Annotated in this window: 15 protein-coding genes and 1 tRNA gene; 10 read left to right on the top strand and 6 right to left on the bottom strand. The window is 55.2% G+C overall.

Features of this window, described 5'->3' with window-relative positions:
- Positions 1 to 22 precede the first annotated feature (22 nt).
- Positions 23 to 349 (bottom strand): Arc family DNA-binding protein, encoded by a 327-nt coding sequence (locus K787_RS0113125; RefSeq protein WP_022963262.1) that lies wholly within the window; start codon positions 347 to 349, stop codon positions 23 to 25.
- Between the two features lie 361 nt (positions 350 to 710).
- On the opposite strand from K787_RS0113125, the gene K787_RS0113120 reads away from it, so the two are divergent.
- The 7 genes from K787_RS0113120 to K787_RS0113090 all read left to right on the top strand — a co-directional run bounded on the left by K787_RS0113120 (position 711) and on the right by K787_RS0113090 (position 8751).
- Positions 711 to 787, top strand: a tRNA-Arg gene (locus K787_RS0113120).
- A 151-nt stretch (positions 788 to 938) separates the two neighbouring features.
- Positions 939 to 1796 (top strand): formate dehydrogenase accessory sulfurtransferase FdhD, encoded by an 858-nt coding sequence (gene fdhD / locus K787_RS0113115; protein ID WP_022963261.1) that lies wholly within the window; start codon positions 939 to 941, stop codon positions 1794 to 1796.
- On the top strand, positions 1793 to 4105 hold the full coding sequence (locus K787_RS0113110) for an FdhF/YdeP family oxidoreductase (RefSeq protein WP_022963260.1): 2313 nt from the start codon (positions 1793 to 1795) through the stop codon (positions 4103 to 4105). Before fdhD ends, K787_RS0113110 begins: the two co-directional genes overlap by 4 nt.
- Before the next feature lie 436 nt (positions 4106 to 4541).
- Positions 4542 to 5570 (top strand): amino acid ABC transporter substrate-binding protein, encoded by a 1029-nt coding sequence (locus K787_RS0113105; protein ID WP_022963259.1) that lies wholly within the window; start codon positions 4542 to 4544, stop codon positions 5568 to 5570.
- 102 nt (positions 5571 to 5672) lie between these two features.
- Positions 5673 to 6857 carry an amino acid ABC transporter permease gene (locus K787_RS0113100; protein ID WP_022963258.1) on the top strand — a complete coding sequence of 395 codons (1185 nt, stop codon included), beginning with the start codon at positions 5673 to 5675 and terminating at the stop codon, positions 6855 to 6857.
- An 8-nt stretch (positions 6858 to 6865) separates the two neighbouring features.
- Positions 6866 to 7963, top strand: coding sequence for an amino acid ABC transporter permease (locus tag K787_RS0113095; RefSeq protein WP_022963257.1), 1098 nt, complete (start codon positions 6866 to 6868; stop codon positions 7961 to 7963).
- Positions 7964 to 8001: 38 nt separating this feature from the next.
- Positions 8002 to 8751 carry an amino acid ABC transporter ATP-binding protein gene (locus K787_RS0113090; RefSeq protein WP_022963256.1) on the top strand — a complete coding sequence of 250 codons (750 nt, stop codon included), beginning with the start codon at positions 8002 to 8004 and terminating at the stop codon, positions 8749 to 8751.
- 15 nt (positions 8752 to 8766) lie between these two features.
- On the opposite strand, the gene K787_RS0113085 is transcribed toward K787_RS0113090, so the two are convergent.
- On the bottom strand, positions 8767 to 9219 hold the full coding sequence (locus tag K787_RS0113085) for a GNAT family N-acetyltransferase (protein ID WP_022963255.1): 453 nt from the start codon (positions 9217 to 9219) through the stop codon (positions 8767 to 8769).
- A 295-nt stretch (positions 9220 to 9514) separates the two neighbouring features.
- Between K787_RS0113085 and K787_RS23105 the strand changes: the two genes are divergently transcribed.
- Positions 9515 to 10585: a GGDEF domain-containing protein gene (locus K787_RS23105; RefSeq protein ID WP_022963254.1), complete on the top strand. Its 1071-nt coding sequence runs from the start codon at positions 9515 to 9517 to the stop codon at positions 10583 to 10585.
- Between the two features lie 313 nt (positions 10586 to 10898).
- Entirely contained in the window at positions 10899 to 12215 is a 1317-nt protein-coding gene (locus K787_RS0113075; RefSeq protein ID WP_022963253.1) for an MFS transporter, read from the top strand.
- Positions 12216 to 12265: 50 nt separating this feature from the next.
- Here the strand turns inward: K787_RS0113075 and K787_RS0113070 are convergent, their stop codons facing one another.
- The 4 genes from K787_RS0113070 to flgA all read right to left on the bottom strand — a co-directional run bounded on the left by K787_RS0113070 (position 12266) and on the right by flgA (position 14828).
- Positions 12266 to 13015 carry a flagellar brake protein gene (locus K787_RS0113070; protein ID WP_022963252.1) on the bottom strand — a complete coding sequence of 250 codons (750 nt, stop codon included), beginning with the start codon at positions 13013 to 13015 and terminating at the stop codon, positions 12266 to 12268.
- An 84-nt stretch (positions 13016 to 13099) separates the two neighbouring features.
- Complete coding sequence (locus K787_RS0113065) at positions 13100 to 13561, bottom strand: flagella synthesis protein FlgN (RefSeq protein WP_022963251.1); 462 nt, start codon at positions 13559 to 13561, stop codon at positions 13100 to 13102.
- A 50-nt stretch (positions 13562 to 13611) separates the two neighbouring features.
- On the bottom strand, positions 13612 to 13923 hold the full coding sequence (flgM, locus tag K787_RS0113060) for a flagellar biosynthesis anti-sigma factor FlgM (RefSeq protein WP_022963250.1): 312 nt from the start codon (positions 13921 to 13923) through the stop codon (positions 13612 to 13614).
- A gap of 194 nt (positions 13924 to 14117) precedes the next feature.
- Positions 14118 to 14828, bottom strand: coding sequence for a flagellar basal body P-ring formation chaperone FlgA (flgA, locus tag K787_RS0113055; protein ID WP_022963249.1), 711 nt, complete (start codon positions 14826 to 14828; stop codon positions 14118 to 14120).
- Positions 14829 to 14946: 118 nt separating this feature from the next.
- Between flgA and K787_RS0113050 the strand changes: the two genes are divergently transcribed.
- Positions 14947 to 15876 carry a chemotaxis protein CheV gene (locus K787_RS0113050; RefSeq protein WP_022963248.1) on the top strand — a complete coding sequence of 310 codons (930 nt, stop codon included), beginning with the start codon at positions 14947 to 14949 and terminating at the stop codon, positions 15874 to 15876.
- Positions 15877 to 15925 lie beyond the last annotated feature (49 nt).

Raw genomic sequence — 15925 nt, 5'->3', positions numbered from 1 at the left:
CGATGATTATTTGGCGGCGGATTCAGGCTTGCTGCTGTTCTTCACCGGGTAACAAGGCAAGCAGTGCATTCTGCTGGCGACGGCTCATCTCGCGAAAGCGCAGCAATAGATCGCGTTCGGGATGGCTGAGCTCATCGAGCTGTTTGTCATTCAATAGCTGACGAGACGGTTGTTCGGGCAGCGTCGGGAGATCCAGCAAGCTATGCTCCAGCCTGGCGATGATCTCTGAATTCATGCTGCGGTGATGCTGCCTGGCAACTTCAGCAATATGTTCGCGCATACCCTCAGGCAGGCGAACGACAAATTTGTCAGCAGTACGGCTTGTGTAATGTTGGGTAGCAGTTTTCATATGGGCAACATTAATCGCTTAAGAGAATAAAATCGATACTGGCCAATTGGAATTCGCCAGTCGCCTTTTTCAGTCAGTTTAGCCACAAGTTCACAATTTGCTCACCCGTACTGCTGACTGCAAGATAAAGGTCCAATTCCGGTCTTTATACCTGTTTTCATGCAGTAATGTCAGTAGATGACAAAAAAATGCCTCTAATTTGTGACGTATTTCCGACAGGTGGCATTTTGCAACCATTCGTTGCCGCCATCTGGTGCGATGACTTCTGCGGGTGGTCAAGGCAACCCGTGTTCAGTTAATATGCCGGCACTGTTGATGACTGTGCTGTTAGCACATGGTTCCCTCAGGTAACTCCCTTATTGCGCTTGTAGCTCAGCTGGATAGAGCGACCGCCTCCTAAGCGGTAGGTCCCCGGTTCGAATCCGGGCTCGCGCACCAGACATTCACAGTTCCTTTCTGGCCTATCCTTGGCCGATGCTTTTTCTTTACAAAACCACATACTGTACGCCCCGTTGTCGACGCTGGATGGACGTAATTGCCTCGAAGACTTAGGCTAGAGCGATTCAGTCCAGATACAGGTGGTCCCGCCATGACGCGCGGAGCAGATCCTCCAGGCAGCATTAATGACTTTTTGGCTAGACGCACATCACGGCCTACCGATACGACTGCGCACGAGTACATTGAGATCGATGCTGCATCGACCAGGGGAGAAGCCGTTCTGGCGCAGGAGTGCGCGTTAGCGCTCAGTTATGACGGTGTAGCTCAAGCGGTGATGATGGTGTCGCCATCTGATCTGGATGATTTTGCCTTAGGTTTCAGTCTGAGCAATGGCCTGGTCGAGTCTGCAAACGATATCTACGCAGTGGATATTTCAGGCGCTGGGGTTGATCGCCATGCCGCAATACACATCAGCAACCGCGCCTTTAGCGCGCTAAAGCAGCAGCGCCGTAGCTTGGCCGGAACGAGCGGTTGCGGTCTCTGTGGCGTTGAGCTGATGGCGCAAGCGCTCCCCGAACTCAAGCCCATGATTAGACGTGCTCTGCCTCAGGCTAGCCATTTTAATCAGCTGCGCGAGCGTATCAGTCGGTTCCAGGCGCTTGCCCGCGCCAGTGGGGCTATGCACGCTGCTCTGTATGTGGATGCCCAAGGCGATATTATTCTCTGTCGGGAAGATATTGGCAGACACAATGCGCTGGACAAGTTGATTGGCGCCTTGCACGGCCAGCAGATCGATTTTCAGTTGGGGTTTGCGGTGGTCACCAGTCGCTGTAGCCTTGAGCTGATCCAAAAAGCGATACGCGTCGGCCTGGCTACCCTGGTTAGTCTGTCTGCGCCCACTACGCTGAGTGTGGAGTGGGCGAGCCGGTACGGTTTGAACCTGATCCATTTGCCGCATGACGCCACCCCCAGAATTTATACGCCCCTTCCAGCGAGAGATAGCGCATGACGGCACGCTACAAACGGTATACAGGCCCTGCGGCGGGTTGGGGTGCATTGCGCAGCGTCAGTCTGGCGTGGCTGGATAGCAAGCAGCCGGTTAAAAACCTGCGCGCAATGCTCAAGACCAATCAGCACGGCGGCTTTGACTGCCCAGGCTGTGCCTGGGGTGATTCAAGCGAGTCAGCGCATATCAAATTTTGTGAAAATGGCGCAAAGGCGGTTAACTGGGAAGCGACGCGGCGCCGGGTGAATGCGGCTTTTTTTGCACGCTATAGCGTCAGCCAGCTTCGGCAGCAGAGTGACTACTGGCTGGAATACCAGGGTCGCTTGACTGAACCAATGCGCTACGACCGGGCTACAGATCATTATGCGCCGATCAGCTGGGACGAGGCGTTCAAGCTGGTGGCGGCTAATCTGATTGGCTTGGAAAGCCCTCATCAGGCGGCATTTTACACGTCGGGCCGAGCCAGTAACGAGGCTGCCTTTCTCTACCAATTGTTTGTTCGTGCACTGGGCACGAATAACTTTCCAGATTGTTCGAACATGTGCCACGAAGCGAGCGGGGTGGCATTGGATGCGGCTCTGGGCTCTGGCAAAGGCACGGTTACCCTGGACGATTTTGCACTGGCCGATGGGATATTCATTTTCGGTCAAAATCCAGGGACCAATCACCCACGCATGCTGGAGCCTTTAAAAGAGGCAGTAAAGCGTGGCGCTCAGGTGGTGTGCTTCAATCCCCTGCGGGAGCGCGGGCTTGAGCGTTTCCAGCACCCGCAGTCGGCATTGGAGATGCTCAGTAATAGTTCCTCACCGCTTAATACCGCGTTCTTTCGCCCGGCACTGGGCGGGGATTTTGCCGCTTTGCGCGGCATGGCCAAGTATCTTTGGCAGTGGGAGCAGGAGGCGTTAAATAGCGGCGCTATGGAGGTGTTCGACAGGGGGTTTCTCGCGCAGCAATGTCACGGGTTGGAGGGCTACCTGGCGCAGTTGGATGCCACTCCATGGGATCAGATTGTTGAACAATCCGGTCTGACATTGCAGGACATCGAGCAAGCCGCACAACGGTATCGTCATTGCGATAAAGTCATCATCTGTTGGGCTATGGGTATAACTCAGCACCATCATGCAGTCGCAACTATTCAGGAAATTGCTCATCTGCAGATGCTGTGCGGCCAATTGGGCAAGCCAGGCGCTGGCGTCTGCCCGGTTCGCGGCCACAGTAATGTTCAGGGTGACCGTACCATGGGCATTAACGAGCGCCCAGGGAAGGCTCTGCTGGACGCCATCGAACAACAGTTTGGGTTCCAGGTACCCAGGCAGGCTGGCCATAACACCGTTGAAGCAATCAATGCCATGCTCTCAGGCCAGATCCGGGTGTTTGTTGCGCTGGGGGGGAATTTTGCCCAAGCCACTCCGGATACCCCACGCACCCATCAAGCATTGCAGCAATGTGCACTGACCGTGCAGATCAGCACCAAACTTAACCGAAGCCACTTGATGCCAGGCGCTGATGCACTGATTCTGCCCTGCCTGGGGCGTACTGATATCGACCTGCAGCAGGGCGGAGCGCAGGCGGTTACCGTGGAAGACTCGTTCAGTATGATCCATGCCTCTTATGGACAGTTACCGCCGCTGTCTGCCGCGATGCGTTCGGAACCTGCGATTATTGCCGGGATAGGCCAAGCCACACTAGGGGATTACCCCGTCGACTGGCTCAGCCTGATAGACGATTACGCACGTATTCGCGAGCTTATCAGTCAGACGATTCCAGGCTTCGACCGATTCAATGAGCGGATCGCGCAGCCCGGCGGCTTTCATCTGCCGAATCCGGTCAACGCGCTACGTTGGAATACGCCGCAGGCTAAGGCGGTATTCAGCGCCAATGCGCTGCCGGCAGTTCTATTGCATGAAAGGGTGCTTGCCACCGGTCAGACACCTGATCTGATACTGCAGACGTTGCGCTCCCATGACCAGTACAACACCACGATCTACGGCTTGGATGATCGTTACCGCGGGGTGCATGGCACCCGTGAGGTGGTGTTTGTCAATGCTCGGGATATCCAGCGCCTGGGATTTGAGCCGGGGCAGAGGGTTGATCTGATAGCTCTTTGGGACGACGGCATCGAGCGGCGGGTGCAGGGCTTCGCATTACTGGCATTCGATGTGCCGCTGGGTCAGGCGGCAGCCTATTACCCTGAAACCAACCCGCTGGTAGCACTGGATAGCTATGGCGCGGGCTCCTTCACCCCCGCCTCCAAGTTTATCGCCGTGCGTCTTGAGGCCAGTCAGGTCAAAGGCAATATTCAACTGCTCTGATGGCTCGCCTGAGTCAAATCAGGAAAGGGCTAAACGAACGCGTCCGGCTTTACTCATTCTTCCCAAACTTCCCAACAGGTAACCGGAATGCCGTCGTCTCGCCATTTTTGCGCGTCATGCGCACTGTTTAGGGCGGCGTCTGTTCTGTTATGAGGCAGTCCTTTAGTCGTATATAGCGGAATCTGTAACGAATATGTCGCAATGCTAAACGTTTTGACCGTGAAAGATTCTTTGCAATGAACTTAACTGTACTGGTACAGCCCTTGCAGTGTCTGTCTGGACTGAGATTGGCGTATAGCCAATGGTCTCGAGCCAGTTCAACGGTAATTCCGCTCCAGCATGACGGCTTTGCCTGCATGCTGGAGCGCCCGCTCTGTAAGGCGCGGGCAACGGAGAAGAGACTCCTCTACTAATACTAAAAAATTGGAGATTTTGCATGAATACGGTGAAAACCACTCTGGCAGTATTTGCGGCTGCGGCCGCCTTGGGCGTCAGCAGTCTGGCTAACGCGGGTGCTACGCTGGATGCGATTCAGAAAAAAGGTTTTGTGCAATGCGGTATCAGTGACGGACTGCCGGGCTTCTCCTATGCCGACGAAAAAGGACAGTATCTGGGCCTGGATGTTGACGTCTGCCGTGCCGTAGCCGCCGCCATGTTCGGTGACGCGAGCAAGGTGCGTTATAGCCCGCTGACAGCCAAGGAGCGTTTCACGGCACTGCAGTCTGGCGAGGTCGATGTGCTCTCGCGCAATACCACCTGGACCAGTTCGCGTGATGCGGGCCTGGGTCTGAACTTCACCGGCGTCAACTATTACGATGGTCAAGGCTTTCTGGTAAACAAAAAGCTCGGGGTCAAGAGTGCCAAGCAGCTGGATGGCGCGACACTGTGTATCCAGGCCGGGACTACGACCGAGCTGAACGCGGCAGACTACTTCCGCTCCAATGGCATGAGCTTTACGCCCATCACCTATGATACGTCCGACGAAAGCGCCAAGTCGCTGGAATCAGGCCGTTGTGATGTGCTGACCTCCGATCAGTCGCAGCTGTATGCGCAACGCATCAAACTCGGCTCGCCGGACGATTACGTCGTTCTGCCGGAAGTCATCTCCAAAGAGCCCCTGGGTCCGGTAGTGCGTCAGGGCGATGATGAGTGGTTCAATATCGTCAGGTGGTCATTGTTTGCAATGCTGAATGCAGAGGAGCTGGGTGTTACGTCCGAGAACGTTGATGAAATGGCTAAATCCACCGCCAACCCGGATATCTCTCGCCTGCTGGGTGGCGAGGGTGAGTACGGCAAGGAGTTGAAATTACCAAAAGATTGGGCTCATCAGATCATCAAGCAGGTCGGCAACTACGAAGAAAGCTTCGAGCGTAATGTTGGCGCTGGCAGCGAGCTGAAGATTGAGCGTGGCCTCAACGCCCTTTGGAACCAAGGTGGGATCCAGTACGCACCGCCAGTGCGCTGATCCGATCAGAACCGGCGGCCCATCCCCGGGTCGCTGGTAGTGTTCCGATGATGTGAACCCCATTCCTGCTCGCGCGGGCGTGGGTGTTCTATGAGGGCTTCTATGCAAATTGCTACAAAAGTACCTCGCCCGCGTGGTTCGGTCTGGACCGATCCTAAGGTGCGTGCGTGGATGTTCCAGCTGCTGGCCATTGTGCTGGTGGTGGCGATGGGCTGGTTTCTGTACGACAACACCATGACCAATCTGGAAAAGCGCGGCATCACTACCGGCTTTGCTTTTCTCAATAACACCGCAGGGTTCGGGATTGCCCAGCATCTGATTGACTATACCGAGAGCGACAGCTACGGGCGGGTGTTCCTGGTCGGTTTGCTCAATACCCTGTTGGTGTCAGTGATCGGCATTGTCATGGCGACGCTGATGGGTTTTTTGCTTGGCGTGGCACGACTTTCACCAAACTGGTTGATGCGTCAACTGGCGACCGTCTACATCGAAATCTTCCGTAACATTCCCCCTTTATTGCAAATCCTGTTCTGGTATTTCGCGGTGATGCTTAGCCTGCCTGGGCCGCGTCAAAGCCTGAGTGTGCTGGACAGTTTTTTTCTCAACAGTCGTGGCCTTTATATGCCGTCGCCGAACTTGTCAGAAACCTTTGGGTTGTTTATGGGGGCTCTGGTGATTTCAATCGTCGCGATCGTGGTGCTGGCCCGTTGGGCCAAGGCGCGTCGTGAGGCGAGTGGCAAAATTTTTCCTGTTTCGCTCGGTGCCCTGGGTATCCTACTGGTTATTCCTGGACTCGCGGTCCTGGTGGCTGGCTCGCCGGTGGTGTGGGCCGTACCGGAGTTGACGGGGTTCAACTTCCGCAATGGTTGGGTGCTGATTCCCGAGCTTATAGCGCTGACGTTGGCGCTGACCATGTACACCGCGGCATTTATCGCCGAGATTGTCCGGTCGGGTATTCAGTCGGTAAGTCATGGCCAAACCGAGGCTGCCTATTCGCTGGGTCTGCCTGCAGGCCGCACGCTGCGTCTGGTGATTATTCCGCAAGCGCTACGGGTCATTATTCCGCCACTGACCAGCCAGTACCTGAATCTAGCAAAGAATTCCTCACTCGCTGCGGCGATTGGTTACCCAGAGATGGTCTCGCTGTTTGCCGGTACGGTGCTGAATCAAACCGGGCAGGCAATTGAGGTGATCGCCATCACTATGAGCGTTTATCTGGCCATCAGTATCAGCATCTCGATGTTGATGAACTGGTACAACAAGCGCATTGCGCTGATCGAGCGATAGGAACAGCCATGCAAACTCACACATTCAAACCGGATATGCCGCCGCCTCGGCAGGCCATTGGCGTCGTTGCCTGGTTGCGAGAAAACCTGTTTTCTTCCTGGTTCAACAGCCTGCTCACACTGTTTTCTCTGTATCTGATCTGGCTGATTGTACCGCCGGTTATTCAGTGGGCCTTCCTTCAGGCCGACTGGGTGGGTGAAACTCGCGCCGATTGCGCCAGTGAAGGTGCGTGCTGGGTATTTATTCAGCAGCGCTTCGGGCAATTTATGTACGGTTTTTACCCGACCGAACTGCGCTGGCGGGTTGATTTGACAGCGATGCTAGCGATCGTCGGCGCGGCGCCGCTATTTGTATCAGCAATGCCGCGCAAGGGGCTATACGGTATCGCTTTTCTGCTGATCTATCCGGTCATCGCCTATTGCCTGCTTAGTGGCGGCTGGTTTGGCCTGGAGCATGTGCGCACCAGCCAGTGGGGTGGCTTGATGCTGACGTTGGTGATTGCCGCAGTTGGCATTGCCGGGGCTTTGCCGCTGGGCATTTTGCTAGCACTGGGTCGCCGTTCGGACATGCCGGCCATTCGCGTGATCTGCGTGACCTTCATCGAGTTCTGGCGCGGTGTGCCCTTGATCACGGTGCTGTTTATGTCATCAGTCATGCTGCCGCTGTTCCTGCCGGAAGGTATGAGCTTCGACAAGCTGATGCGCGCCCTGATCGGCGTAATTCTGTTCCAGTCAGCTTACGTGGCCGAAGTAGTTCGCGGCGGTTTGCAGGCGATCCCCAAGGGCCAATACGAAGCCGCAGAAGCTATGGGGTTGGGCTACTGGCGGGTAATGGGCCTGGTGATATTGCCGCAGGCGCTGAAGATGGTTATCCCGGGCATCGTCAACACCTTTATATCGTTGTTCAAGGACACCAGCCTGGTGATCATCATCGGGCTATTTGACCTGCTTAACAGCATCAAACAGGCAACTACCGACCCCGCCTGGTTGGGTATGGCGACCGAGGGTTATGTCTTTGCCGCGTTGGTTTTCTGGATTTTCTGTTTCGGTATGTCCCGCTACTCCATTCATCTGGAGCACAAGCTGGACACCGGCCACAAGCATTAGGAGCATTAGAAGTGACTGACATAGCGACTGATTCCACGATGAACCCAGCCGGCAGTGCGAGCATGATCCAGATGCAGGGCGTGCACAAATGGTATGGTCAATTCCATGTACTTAAAGACATTAACCTGGACGTGCAGCAAGGCGAGCGCATCGTGCTTTGCGGGCCGTCAGGCTCGGGCAAGTCGACCACCATTCGTTGTATCAACCGTTTGGAGGAGCATCAACAGGGGCATATCATCGTCGATGGTACCGAACTGACCCATGACCTCAAGCACATTGAAGCGGTGCGCCGTGAGGTCGGTATGGTATTCCAGCACTTCAACCTGTTCCCGCATCTTTCGGTATTGCAGAACTGCACCTTATCACCGATGTGGGTGCGCAAAATGCCCAAGCGTCAAGCCGAGGAATTGGCCATGCATTTTCTCGAGCGGGTGCGGATTCCTGAGCAAGCGCTGAAGTACCCGGGGCAATTGTCCGGCGGCCAGCAACAACGCGTGGCGATTGCCCGCGCCCTGTGCATGCAGCCAAAGATCATGTTGTTTGACGAGCCCACTTCCGCACTGGATCCGGAAATGGTCAAGGAGGTGCTCGATACCATGATCGGTCTGGCCGAGGATGGCATGACCATGTTGTGCGTTACCCACGAAATGGGCTTTGCCCGCACGGTAGCAAACCGGGTGATCTTTATGGACAAGGGCGAGATTGTCGAGGAAGCCGAGCCGGAAAAGTTTTTCAATCATCCGGAGAACGAACGGACCAGGCTGTTCTTGAGTCAGATTATTCACTGAGGTTGGCAGCATAGGTTAGTCGAGGCACAGTTTCATCTCAATCAGGGAGCTGTTGAAGCCAACCTTTTCATAAGCGCGGATCGCTGCGGCATTGCCGGCGTACACGTCCAGATAACAACGCAGGGCTTGTTTTTCTCTGCTCCAGGCCAGCAGTCGGTCGATGATATTTTGGTTGATGCCCTGGCCCCGATGCGCCGGTTGCACATACATAAAACCCAGGTAACTGTGCCGGGTATGCTGCAGATGGGCCTTTGATTCGCGGATCTGCGCATAGCCGCAGCCGACCAGCACACCGTCCAATTCTGCCACCAGCAGCAGAGACAGTTCATCGGCGATCAGCCGGTCAAGGTCGTAATAACGAGCCTTGTCGCGAATTTCCGGGTTGTAGGGCTGTTCGGCGGCAACGACAGCTTGTTCGAAAAGCAGTAGGTCAGGCAGGTCAGACAGGTCAGCCGGTCTGATGTTCATATATTTCTCCTATGCGTCAGCTTGGGTAAGCGTAACGGGATAATGGGGCAGCAAGGGGATCAGTTAACAGGCACAGTTGGGGGTTGTTGAGAATGCGCCTCTGCGCTGCTGTGAAGGTTAATCTGTCGGCAAAATTGGAGTCAGTTATATGGCTAGTGTTGAGCGACATAAGTAAGGTTTTGTTGATATGGCTTTGAGCTATAATCGGTGCTATCTACATCGCGTCCATCGCGTCTGCGCCGCGTGAGAGCGATATAATCAGGCCGCTAAAACGGTCAAAGCATGGAATTGCGGCATGGCACAGGGACAAGAAGATGAGCCGAGACAGGCACCCGACGCGCGGAACAAGCATTCGCGCCCGCAGTTCTGGCAACTAGCTCGGCGCTGCTGTCAACTGGCCGCCAGCGTCGACGTAGCGTTTTTCTTTCTGTTTCATCTGCTCGGTTCCCCCATTCTGGCATGGATCAACGTTGCCAGCGTGAGTCTGTACCTCGTGGCGCTTTATCTGATCAACAAACGGCGTAACGGGCTTGCCATCGCGCTTATCTGGACCGAGGTAATCATACATGCCGCGTTGGGAACGCTGCTGATCGGCTGGGACAGTGGCTTTCACTATTTTCTGCTGATGTTCATACCCGCTTTGTTCGCCGGAATGACCGCGACCAAAGCATGGAAGGCGGTAGCCGGATTATGGGCATTTTACGTATTGCTGTTCGCGATGATGTGGTTTGTCGAGCCGTTGCAGCCGATTTCATCGAATGCCTTGCTGGGCGTATTTCTTTTCAATCTGACGGTGGTGTTCTGTATGTTCAGCTATCTGTCGCTGTTCTACGTCAATACCGTCAGCAGCGCCCAGCGAAAACTTCAGTTCATGGCCACTACCGACTCCTTGACCCGGCTCTTCAATCGACGGCATTTGATCGAACTGGCCGAAAAGGAAATTGCCCGCTGTGATCGCAATCCGCTGCGACTCACCTTCCTGTTATTGGATATAGACCATTTCAAGCACTTCAATGACCGTTATGGGCATGATGTGGGTGATCGGGTGCTGGAGAGGATGAGTGTCGTGTTGGCATCCGTACTCCGCACTCAGGACTCGCTCGGGCGCTGGGGCGGAGAAGAGTTTCTAGCCATACTGCCAGATACTGATGCTCAGCAGGCTCTGCTCACCGCTGAGCGCATTCGCGTTGCTGTGGAGGAAGACCAATGGGAGTGTGATGGGATGCCCTTGTCGGTCACGCTGAGTATAGGGGTTAGCGAGTATCGCCCCGGAGAAGATCTGAGTGTCGCTATCGCCCGAGCAGATAGAGCCCTGTACCAAGGCAAGGAGGGTGGGCGCAATAGGGTGGAGTTGGAGCTTACCTAAAAAAGCGTGAACAAAACGCCCTGCCTGACGCAAGGGGGTAGCTTCCGCCGAGGTTCCTGTATTTGCCTTGCTGCCGGTGTTATCATCGGCGCTGGTTCAGATGTCCAAAGAGTTGCTGTCTCTGCGGTCTGCACGCAGGTAGCCAGCTTCGTCGTTTTTGCTGTGCCCCCCGATAAAACCAATGATTAAATGATGAATAGCCAGCTGGAATTATTCCAGTCGGTGTCATCTTTCTATTTCTATTGTTGTTCTAAACTGACCATCAGCCACGTCAGCCACTATTTATGTATTTTGATTTAACGCCGGAGTTTTGATGCCCAGAAGTCTTACTGCCTTCTCTTCACTGTATTTCGCCACTTTGCTGATGTTGTTGGGTAGTGGCCTGCTCGGCACTTATCTCGGCTTGCGTCTGTCGGCGGATGGCACTAGCGAGATATGGATTGGCTTGCTGATGACCGGCTATTACGTTGGCCTGGTAATGGGGGCCTCGATTGGCCACAGACTTATCGCGCGGGTGGGTCACATCCGCGCTTTTGTCGCTAGCGCCGGGGTGGTAACCGCTTCGGTGCTGGGCCACGCACTGACGTCCAGTGTCGAATTCTGGTTGGTGCTGCGGCTGGTCGTCGGAATGGCAATGATGTGTCAGTACATGGTGCTCGAGAGCTGGCTAAATGAGCAGGCTGAATCCCATCAACGCGGGATGGTTTTCGCCAGTTATATGGCGGTTACCTTTCTCGGTCTTGCGATGGGGCAGGTAGTGCTCACGGTGATGCCGGATCTGGATATTCGCCATTTGCTGATTGTCTCCATGTGCTTTTCCCTGTGCCTGGTTCCGGTCGCGGTGACCAATCGAATTCACCCGGCTCCGTTGCATCCGGCGCCGATGAAGATCCGACTGTTTATCCAGCGCATTCCTCTGGCGTTGACCACGGTTGGCGTCTCAGGGTTATTGTTAGGCGCGTTCTACGGTCTGGCACCTATTTTTGCTTCGTCGACCGGACTGGCTACCTCGGATATCGGCATTTTTATGGCGGTCACTATCGGCGCCGGTTTGCTGGCGCAGTGGCCGGTGGGGTGGCTATCAGACAGGCTGGATCGCAGCCGGATGATCCAGATCAACGCGATTATTTTGACTGGCGTCGCGCTATTGATTGCGTTGCCGACCTTGTCTTCGGTTGGCTTGATGGTGCTGACCGGATTGTTTGGCGTTCTCGCGTTCACTTTGTACCCATTGGCGGTGGCGCTGGCCAATGACCATGTTGAGCCCGATGATCGGGTGCCGCTGTCAGCGATGCTATTGGTAACTTTTGGCCTGGGTGCCAGCGTAGGGCCCTTGTTGGGCTCGGTGTTGATGAAAACCATGGGTGCGCACATGCTGTATGTGTTTATGGCCTGCTGCACCCTGGTGCTGGTCTTGCGTGTCAGGCCGGAAGCGGTCAGCGGGGAGCATCTGGTTCAGGACGCACCGATTCACTTTATGCCCGCAGCGGGTAACCTGGTGAGCTCGTCGCTGGCGGCGGCGATGGACCCGCGGGTGGAAGAACACATGGTGGAAGAGCAGATGCGCGATGATGGTCACGTCAAGGCTTCTGAACGGGATGAAGATCAGGACGACCACCGGCCGGGTTGATTCGGCCGGGTGTTACATGGGTAGCGCTATACTCACAGCCAGCGCAAGGCTCAGAACAGGTCGTCTTTTTCCAGGCGTCGCGCTTCGCGCTGCAGGAAGTTGACGAAGCGGTCAATCTGCCGTTGCACGAGCGGGGTGGGTTGCTTGAATCGCAAGCCTATGTGGGTTTCGTCGCTGACGGCATCATAGACAGCGTGTCGAACTTCCAGGTTTAGCGCACTTCTGCCGTTATCTGGCAATTGCAGGTAGCTGGCCTCAAATTCCTCACCTGGCGGCAGCAGATGACTGCAATCGCCGGGCATCCGTGCTTTGCAGCCAGTGGCGGAAATATCCATAATGCTGCCGGTTAGAGCCACAGCCCGCTTTGTGTGAACAATACCAATGCTGGCATCCAGGCTACGACGCACTGCGGCACGGAAGGCTCCGCGTTTCTGGTGATAGATCAGTTCTTGAGGTAGCGGGGCACGGTAGGCCGGCGCATCGTCAAGCATGACTTTCTGGACGCCCAGGCATTGCCAACGGATATGCACACCGTCAATCCAGCTCTCAGCGCGGAAGGATTCGCCCATGACGGCATAACGGTCGCCTTCGCGGGGAATCAGTTCATCGAGCCAAAGCTGCTTGGCGTCGGTATCGATCTTGACGATAAAGCTCTGAAAGCGCTGAGTGCGATCAGTAAAGGTGATGATAAGTGGATCGTGACGCTGCTGAATATTTTTCAGGAGCGATAGGATCTCTATCGCGGAGCGTACTTCGCGTGGTGGCTGTGGACCAGCTTCTTGGTCGAATAAGGTAGACACTGACGACTCTCGATATCAGAAAATCAAGCAAGAACTATACAGCACCATGGCCAGACAACATCATGGTGCGCTGCAATGTACGCTTTATACCTTGGTCAGGTTGCGTGGGGTGCCACTTTTGCTGGCAAGGCCCTGACTGTCGTAGATGTTCTGACTTGACTCGCCCTGATTGCGCAGTAGGTCGAGTAATTGGGCGGTAGCCTGCTGGCTATGCCGAATCAGCCGGGCATTGCGTTCGTTGGCAATCTGGCAGCGTTGCAGGGCCTCTTTGAAAGCTTGATAAGTGCTCAGAAGCGTTAGTGGTTGCGTGACAGCCAGATGCTGTTCAAGGCTCTCGCCTGGCTGAATGCCCGCTTGTTGGCAATAGGCGATGATGGCGCGATCATGCTGAGACAGAGCGCTCACCAGCGGAGCTTTCTCCGCCAGCAGCTCTTCGAGGGCGGGCATATCACGGTCGACAAGGGCTTTGTGTTCCTGGTCGAGTAGCGCAGTAAAAGCTTCTGCATCAATTTTTGCGGCAGAAAAAAGCGTATTCAGGTGTTCCATCCGGGTTCTCCGCTTCGAGTGGCAGCAAAGCTTCTGGATGGTACTCCGAATTATTCCTCGAGGGCCAGAAGCTTGTCTGCAATACGCGCGCTGTCGGTCTGGTATGAGCCATCACTGATTGCCTGGCGAATCTGAGCCACGCGCGCACTGTCAACCTCTGGCAGGTCGCGTATACGCTCTTCGATCGCCTGCAACTGCTGCGCCTGGGAGCTCAACTTTACGCCGCTTTCAGCACTGACGGCTTGGTCGGCAGCAGTCTGCTCAGCCGGGCGTGCCGCTTCGGTTGCATCGCGCTTGGCGCTTGCGGCGCTTGACTGCGCGCTGCGACCGGCACTATTGGATGTGTTGAAATCGATAACCATTCTGTTTTCCTCAGAATCTGAATGCTGTGCTAGTAGCGTTAACGGCCGCCAACTTCAGAACTTTAGGATTATTTTGTGTGACAGCGCGCACATTGTTATATGGAAATAACAAGGAGCCTTCGGTCGGCTCGAGGCGCGTAAAAATGTTCGAGAATCTGATCATACCTGATCCACCTGCAATGTCATCTGCTGCATTACATAGCTACCTCGACCTGACCCGGCCCCATTATTCTGGCTTTGACCACGCGGCTGGAGCGGACGTTCCGTACACTGATCTGACTACCGATATTGCCACTCTCCAATGCCTCGCCAGACATGCGTACCGACACTTGGCTATTGGCTGCGCTGATGACCACTTTGTCGCCGCGCTTGACCACTTCATCCTGTTCCAGCATGTTGGGCGTTAGCACACTGTCGGCGCTGATCTGGCGGCGCAGGCGCATACCAACTACCTGCTGGGGGTTGGTGAGATAGGCATTGCCGAGTAACCCAGTATCACGCTCCAGCATCGCTAGATCCTCTGGCTTGATCAGGCTGTGCCGGCCAAGCGGGCGAGTGATGACTAGCACTTCCTGAAACAGGCTGACCTGCGCGGGCACGAACAGTCGCCAGCGCACCTCGCTTTCGCAACTTAAGCGCACGGTCACCCGGCCGACGGGCTCGGCCGGACTTTCGAGGCTCGCGGATAACGCATCTGCTGGGCACAAGGGCAGGCGGAGCCTGGGATCCAGACGATTTACCGTGACCTCATAGCGAGCCTCGCGCGCACTACGGTCCAGATGAGTTTTAACTTCCTGCTCAAGAAAAGCGGTGGTCGCGCCGATAAGCTGGTCAATCAGCGGGTTGGCTGAAAGGCCAGCGCAAAAAAATATTGGCAATGCCGCGCACCCGGTTAGAAAACGCATACAATGAACCTTGATGGCAAAAGGGTTGGCGTATGTCAATAAAACGCCGTTACGTGAGTTACGGTAACTATGCAGCAAGATGTGTGCCGCATAGCCCTCTATCGATAAGGAGTTGCCCATGGCAGGCGTAATGGATTCGGTCAACCAGCGCACCCAACTGGTCGGTCAGAACCGCCTTGAATTGCTGTTATTCCGGCTTGCCGGGAACCAGCTTTACGGTATCAACGTGTTCAAGGTCAAAGAAGTGTTGCAGTGCCCGAAACTCACACTGCTACCCAGGCTGAATCCTGTCGTGCGTGGGGTTGCTCATATTCGCGGCGGCACCCTGCCTATTATCGATTTGAACAAGGCAACCGGTGGCCCGGGGCTGAGTGATCTGAGCACGGCATTTGTTATCATCACCGAATACAACTATCGCGTGCAGGGTTTTCTGGTGCGTTCGGTGGAGCGCATCGTCAACATGAATTGGTCTGACATTCATCCGCCGCCACGGGGTACGGGTCGCGATCACTATCTAACGGCAGTTACCCGTGTTGACGAACAGATGGTCGAAATAATAGATGTAGAGAAGATCCTCGCCGAGGTTGTGCCCACGGTAGAAACTATCACCGCCGGTGTGATTGACGAGCAAACGCATACCGAGGCGACAGCGCGCCGTGTGCTGATCGTCGATGATTCTTCCGTAGCGCGCAAACAGGTGGCCCGCTGCCTGCAGGAGGTAGGCGTTGAGGTGATTTCGTTGAACGATGGCCAGCAGGCGCTGGACTACCTTCGCAAGATGGCCGAGCAAGGCGACAAGGTGACAGACGAATTGCTGATGATGGTGTCGGATATCGAGATGCCTGAGATGGATGGCTACACCCTGACTGCGGAGGTCAGAAATGACCCGCGGTTGGCGGGGCTGCATATATTGCTTCATACCTCTTTGTCCGGCGTGTTCAATCAGGCGATGGTCAAAAAGGTCGGCGCGGATGATTTTCTTGCCAAGTTCAAGCCCGACGAGCTCGCTCAACGGGTAATTGATCGCCTGCATGCATTACGCGGATAAGACCAATGACTGATGCTGCAACTCTACGGGCTGGAACTCACTTGAGAAC

Origin of the sequence: Halopseudomonas pelagia CL-AP6, from assembly GCF_000410875.1 — a bacterium.
In the GTDB taxonomy this organism is placed as follows: Bacteria; Pseudomonadota; Gammaproteobacteria; order Pseudomonadales; family Pseudomonadaceae; genus Halopseudomonas; species Halopseudomonas pelagia.
Note: the sequence above shows the minus strand (reverse complement) of the source record. Positions and strands in the feature narration are given on the sequence as shown.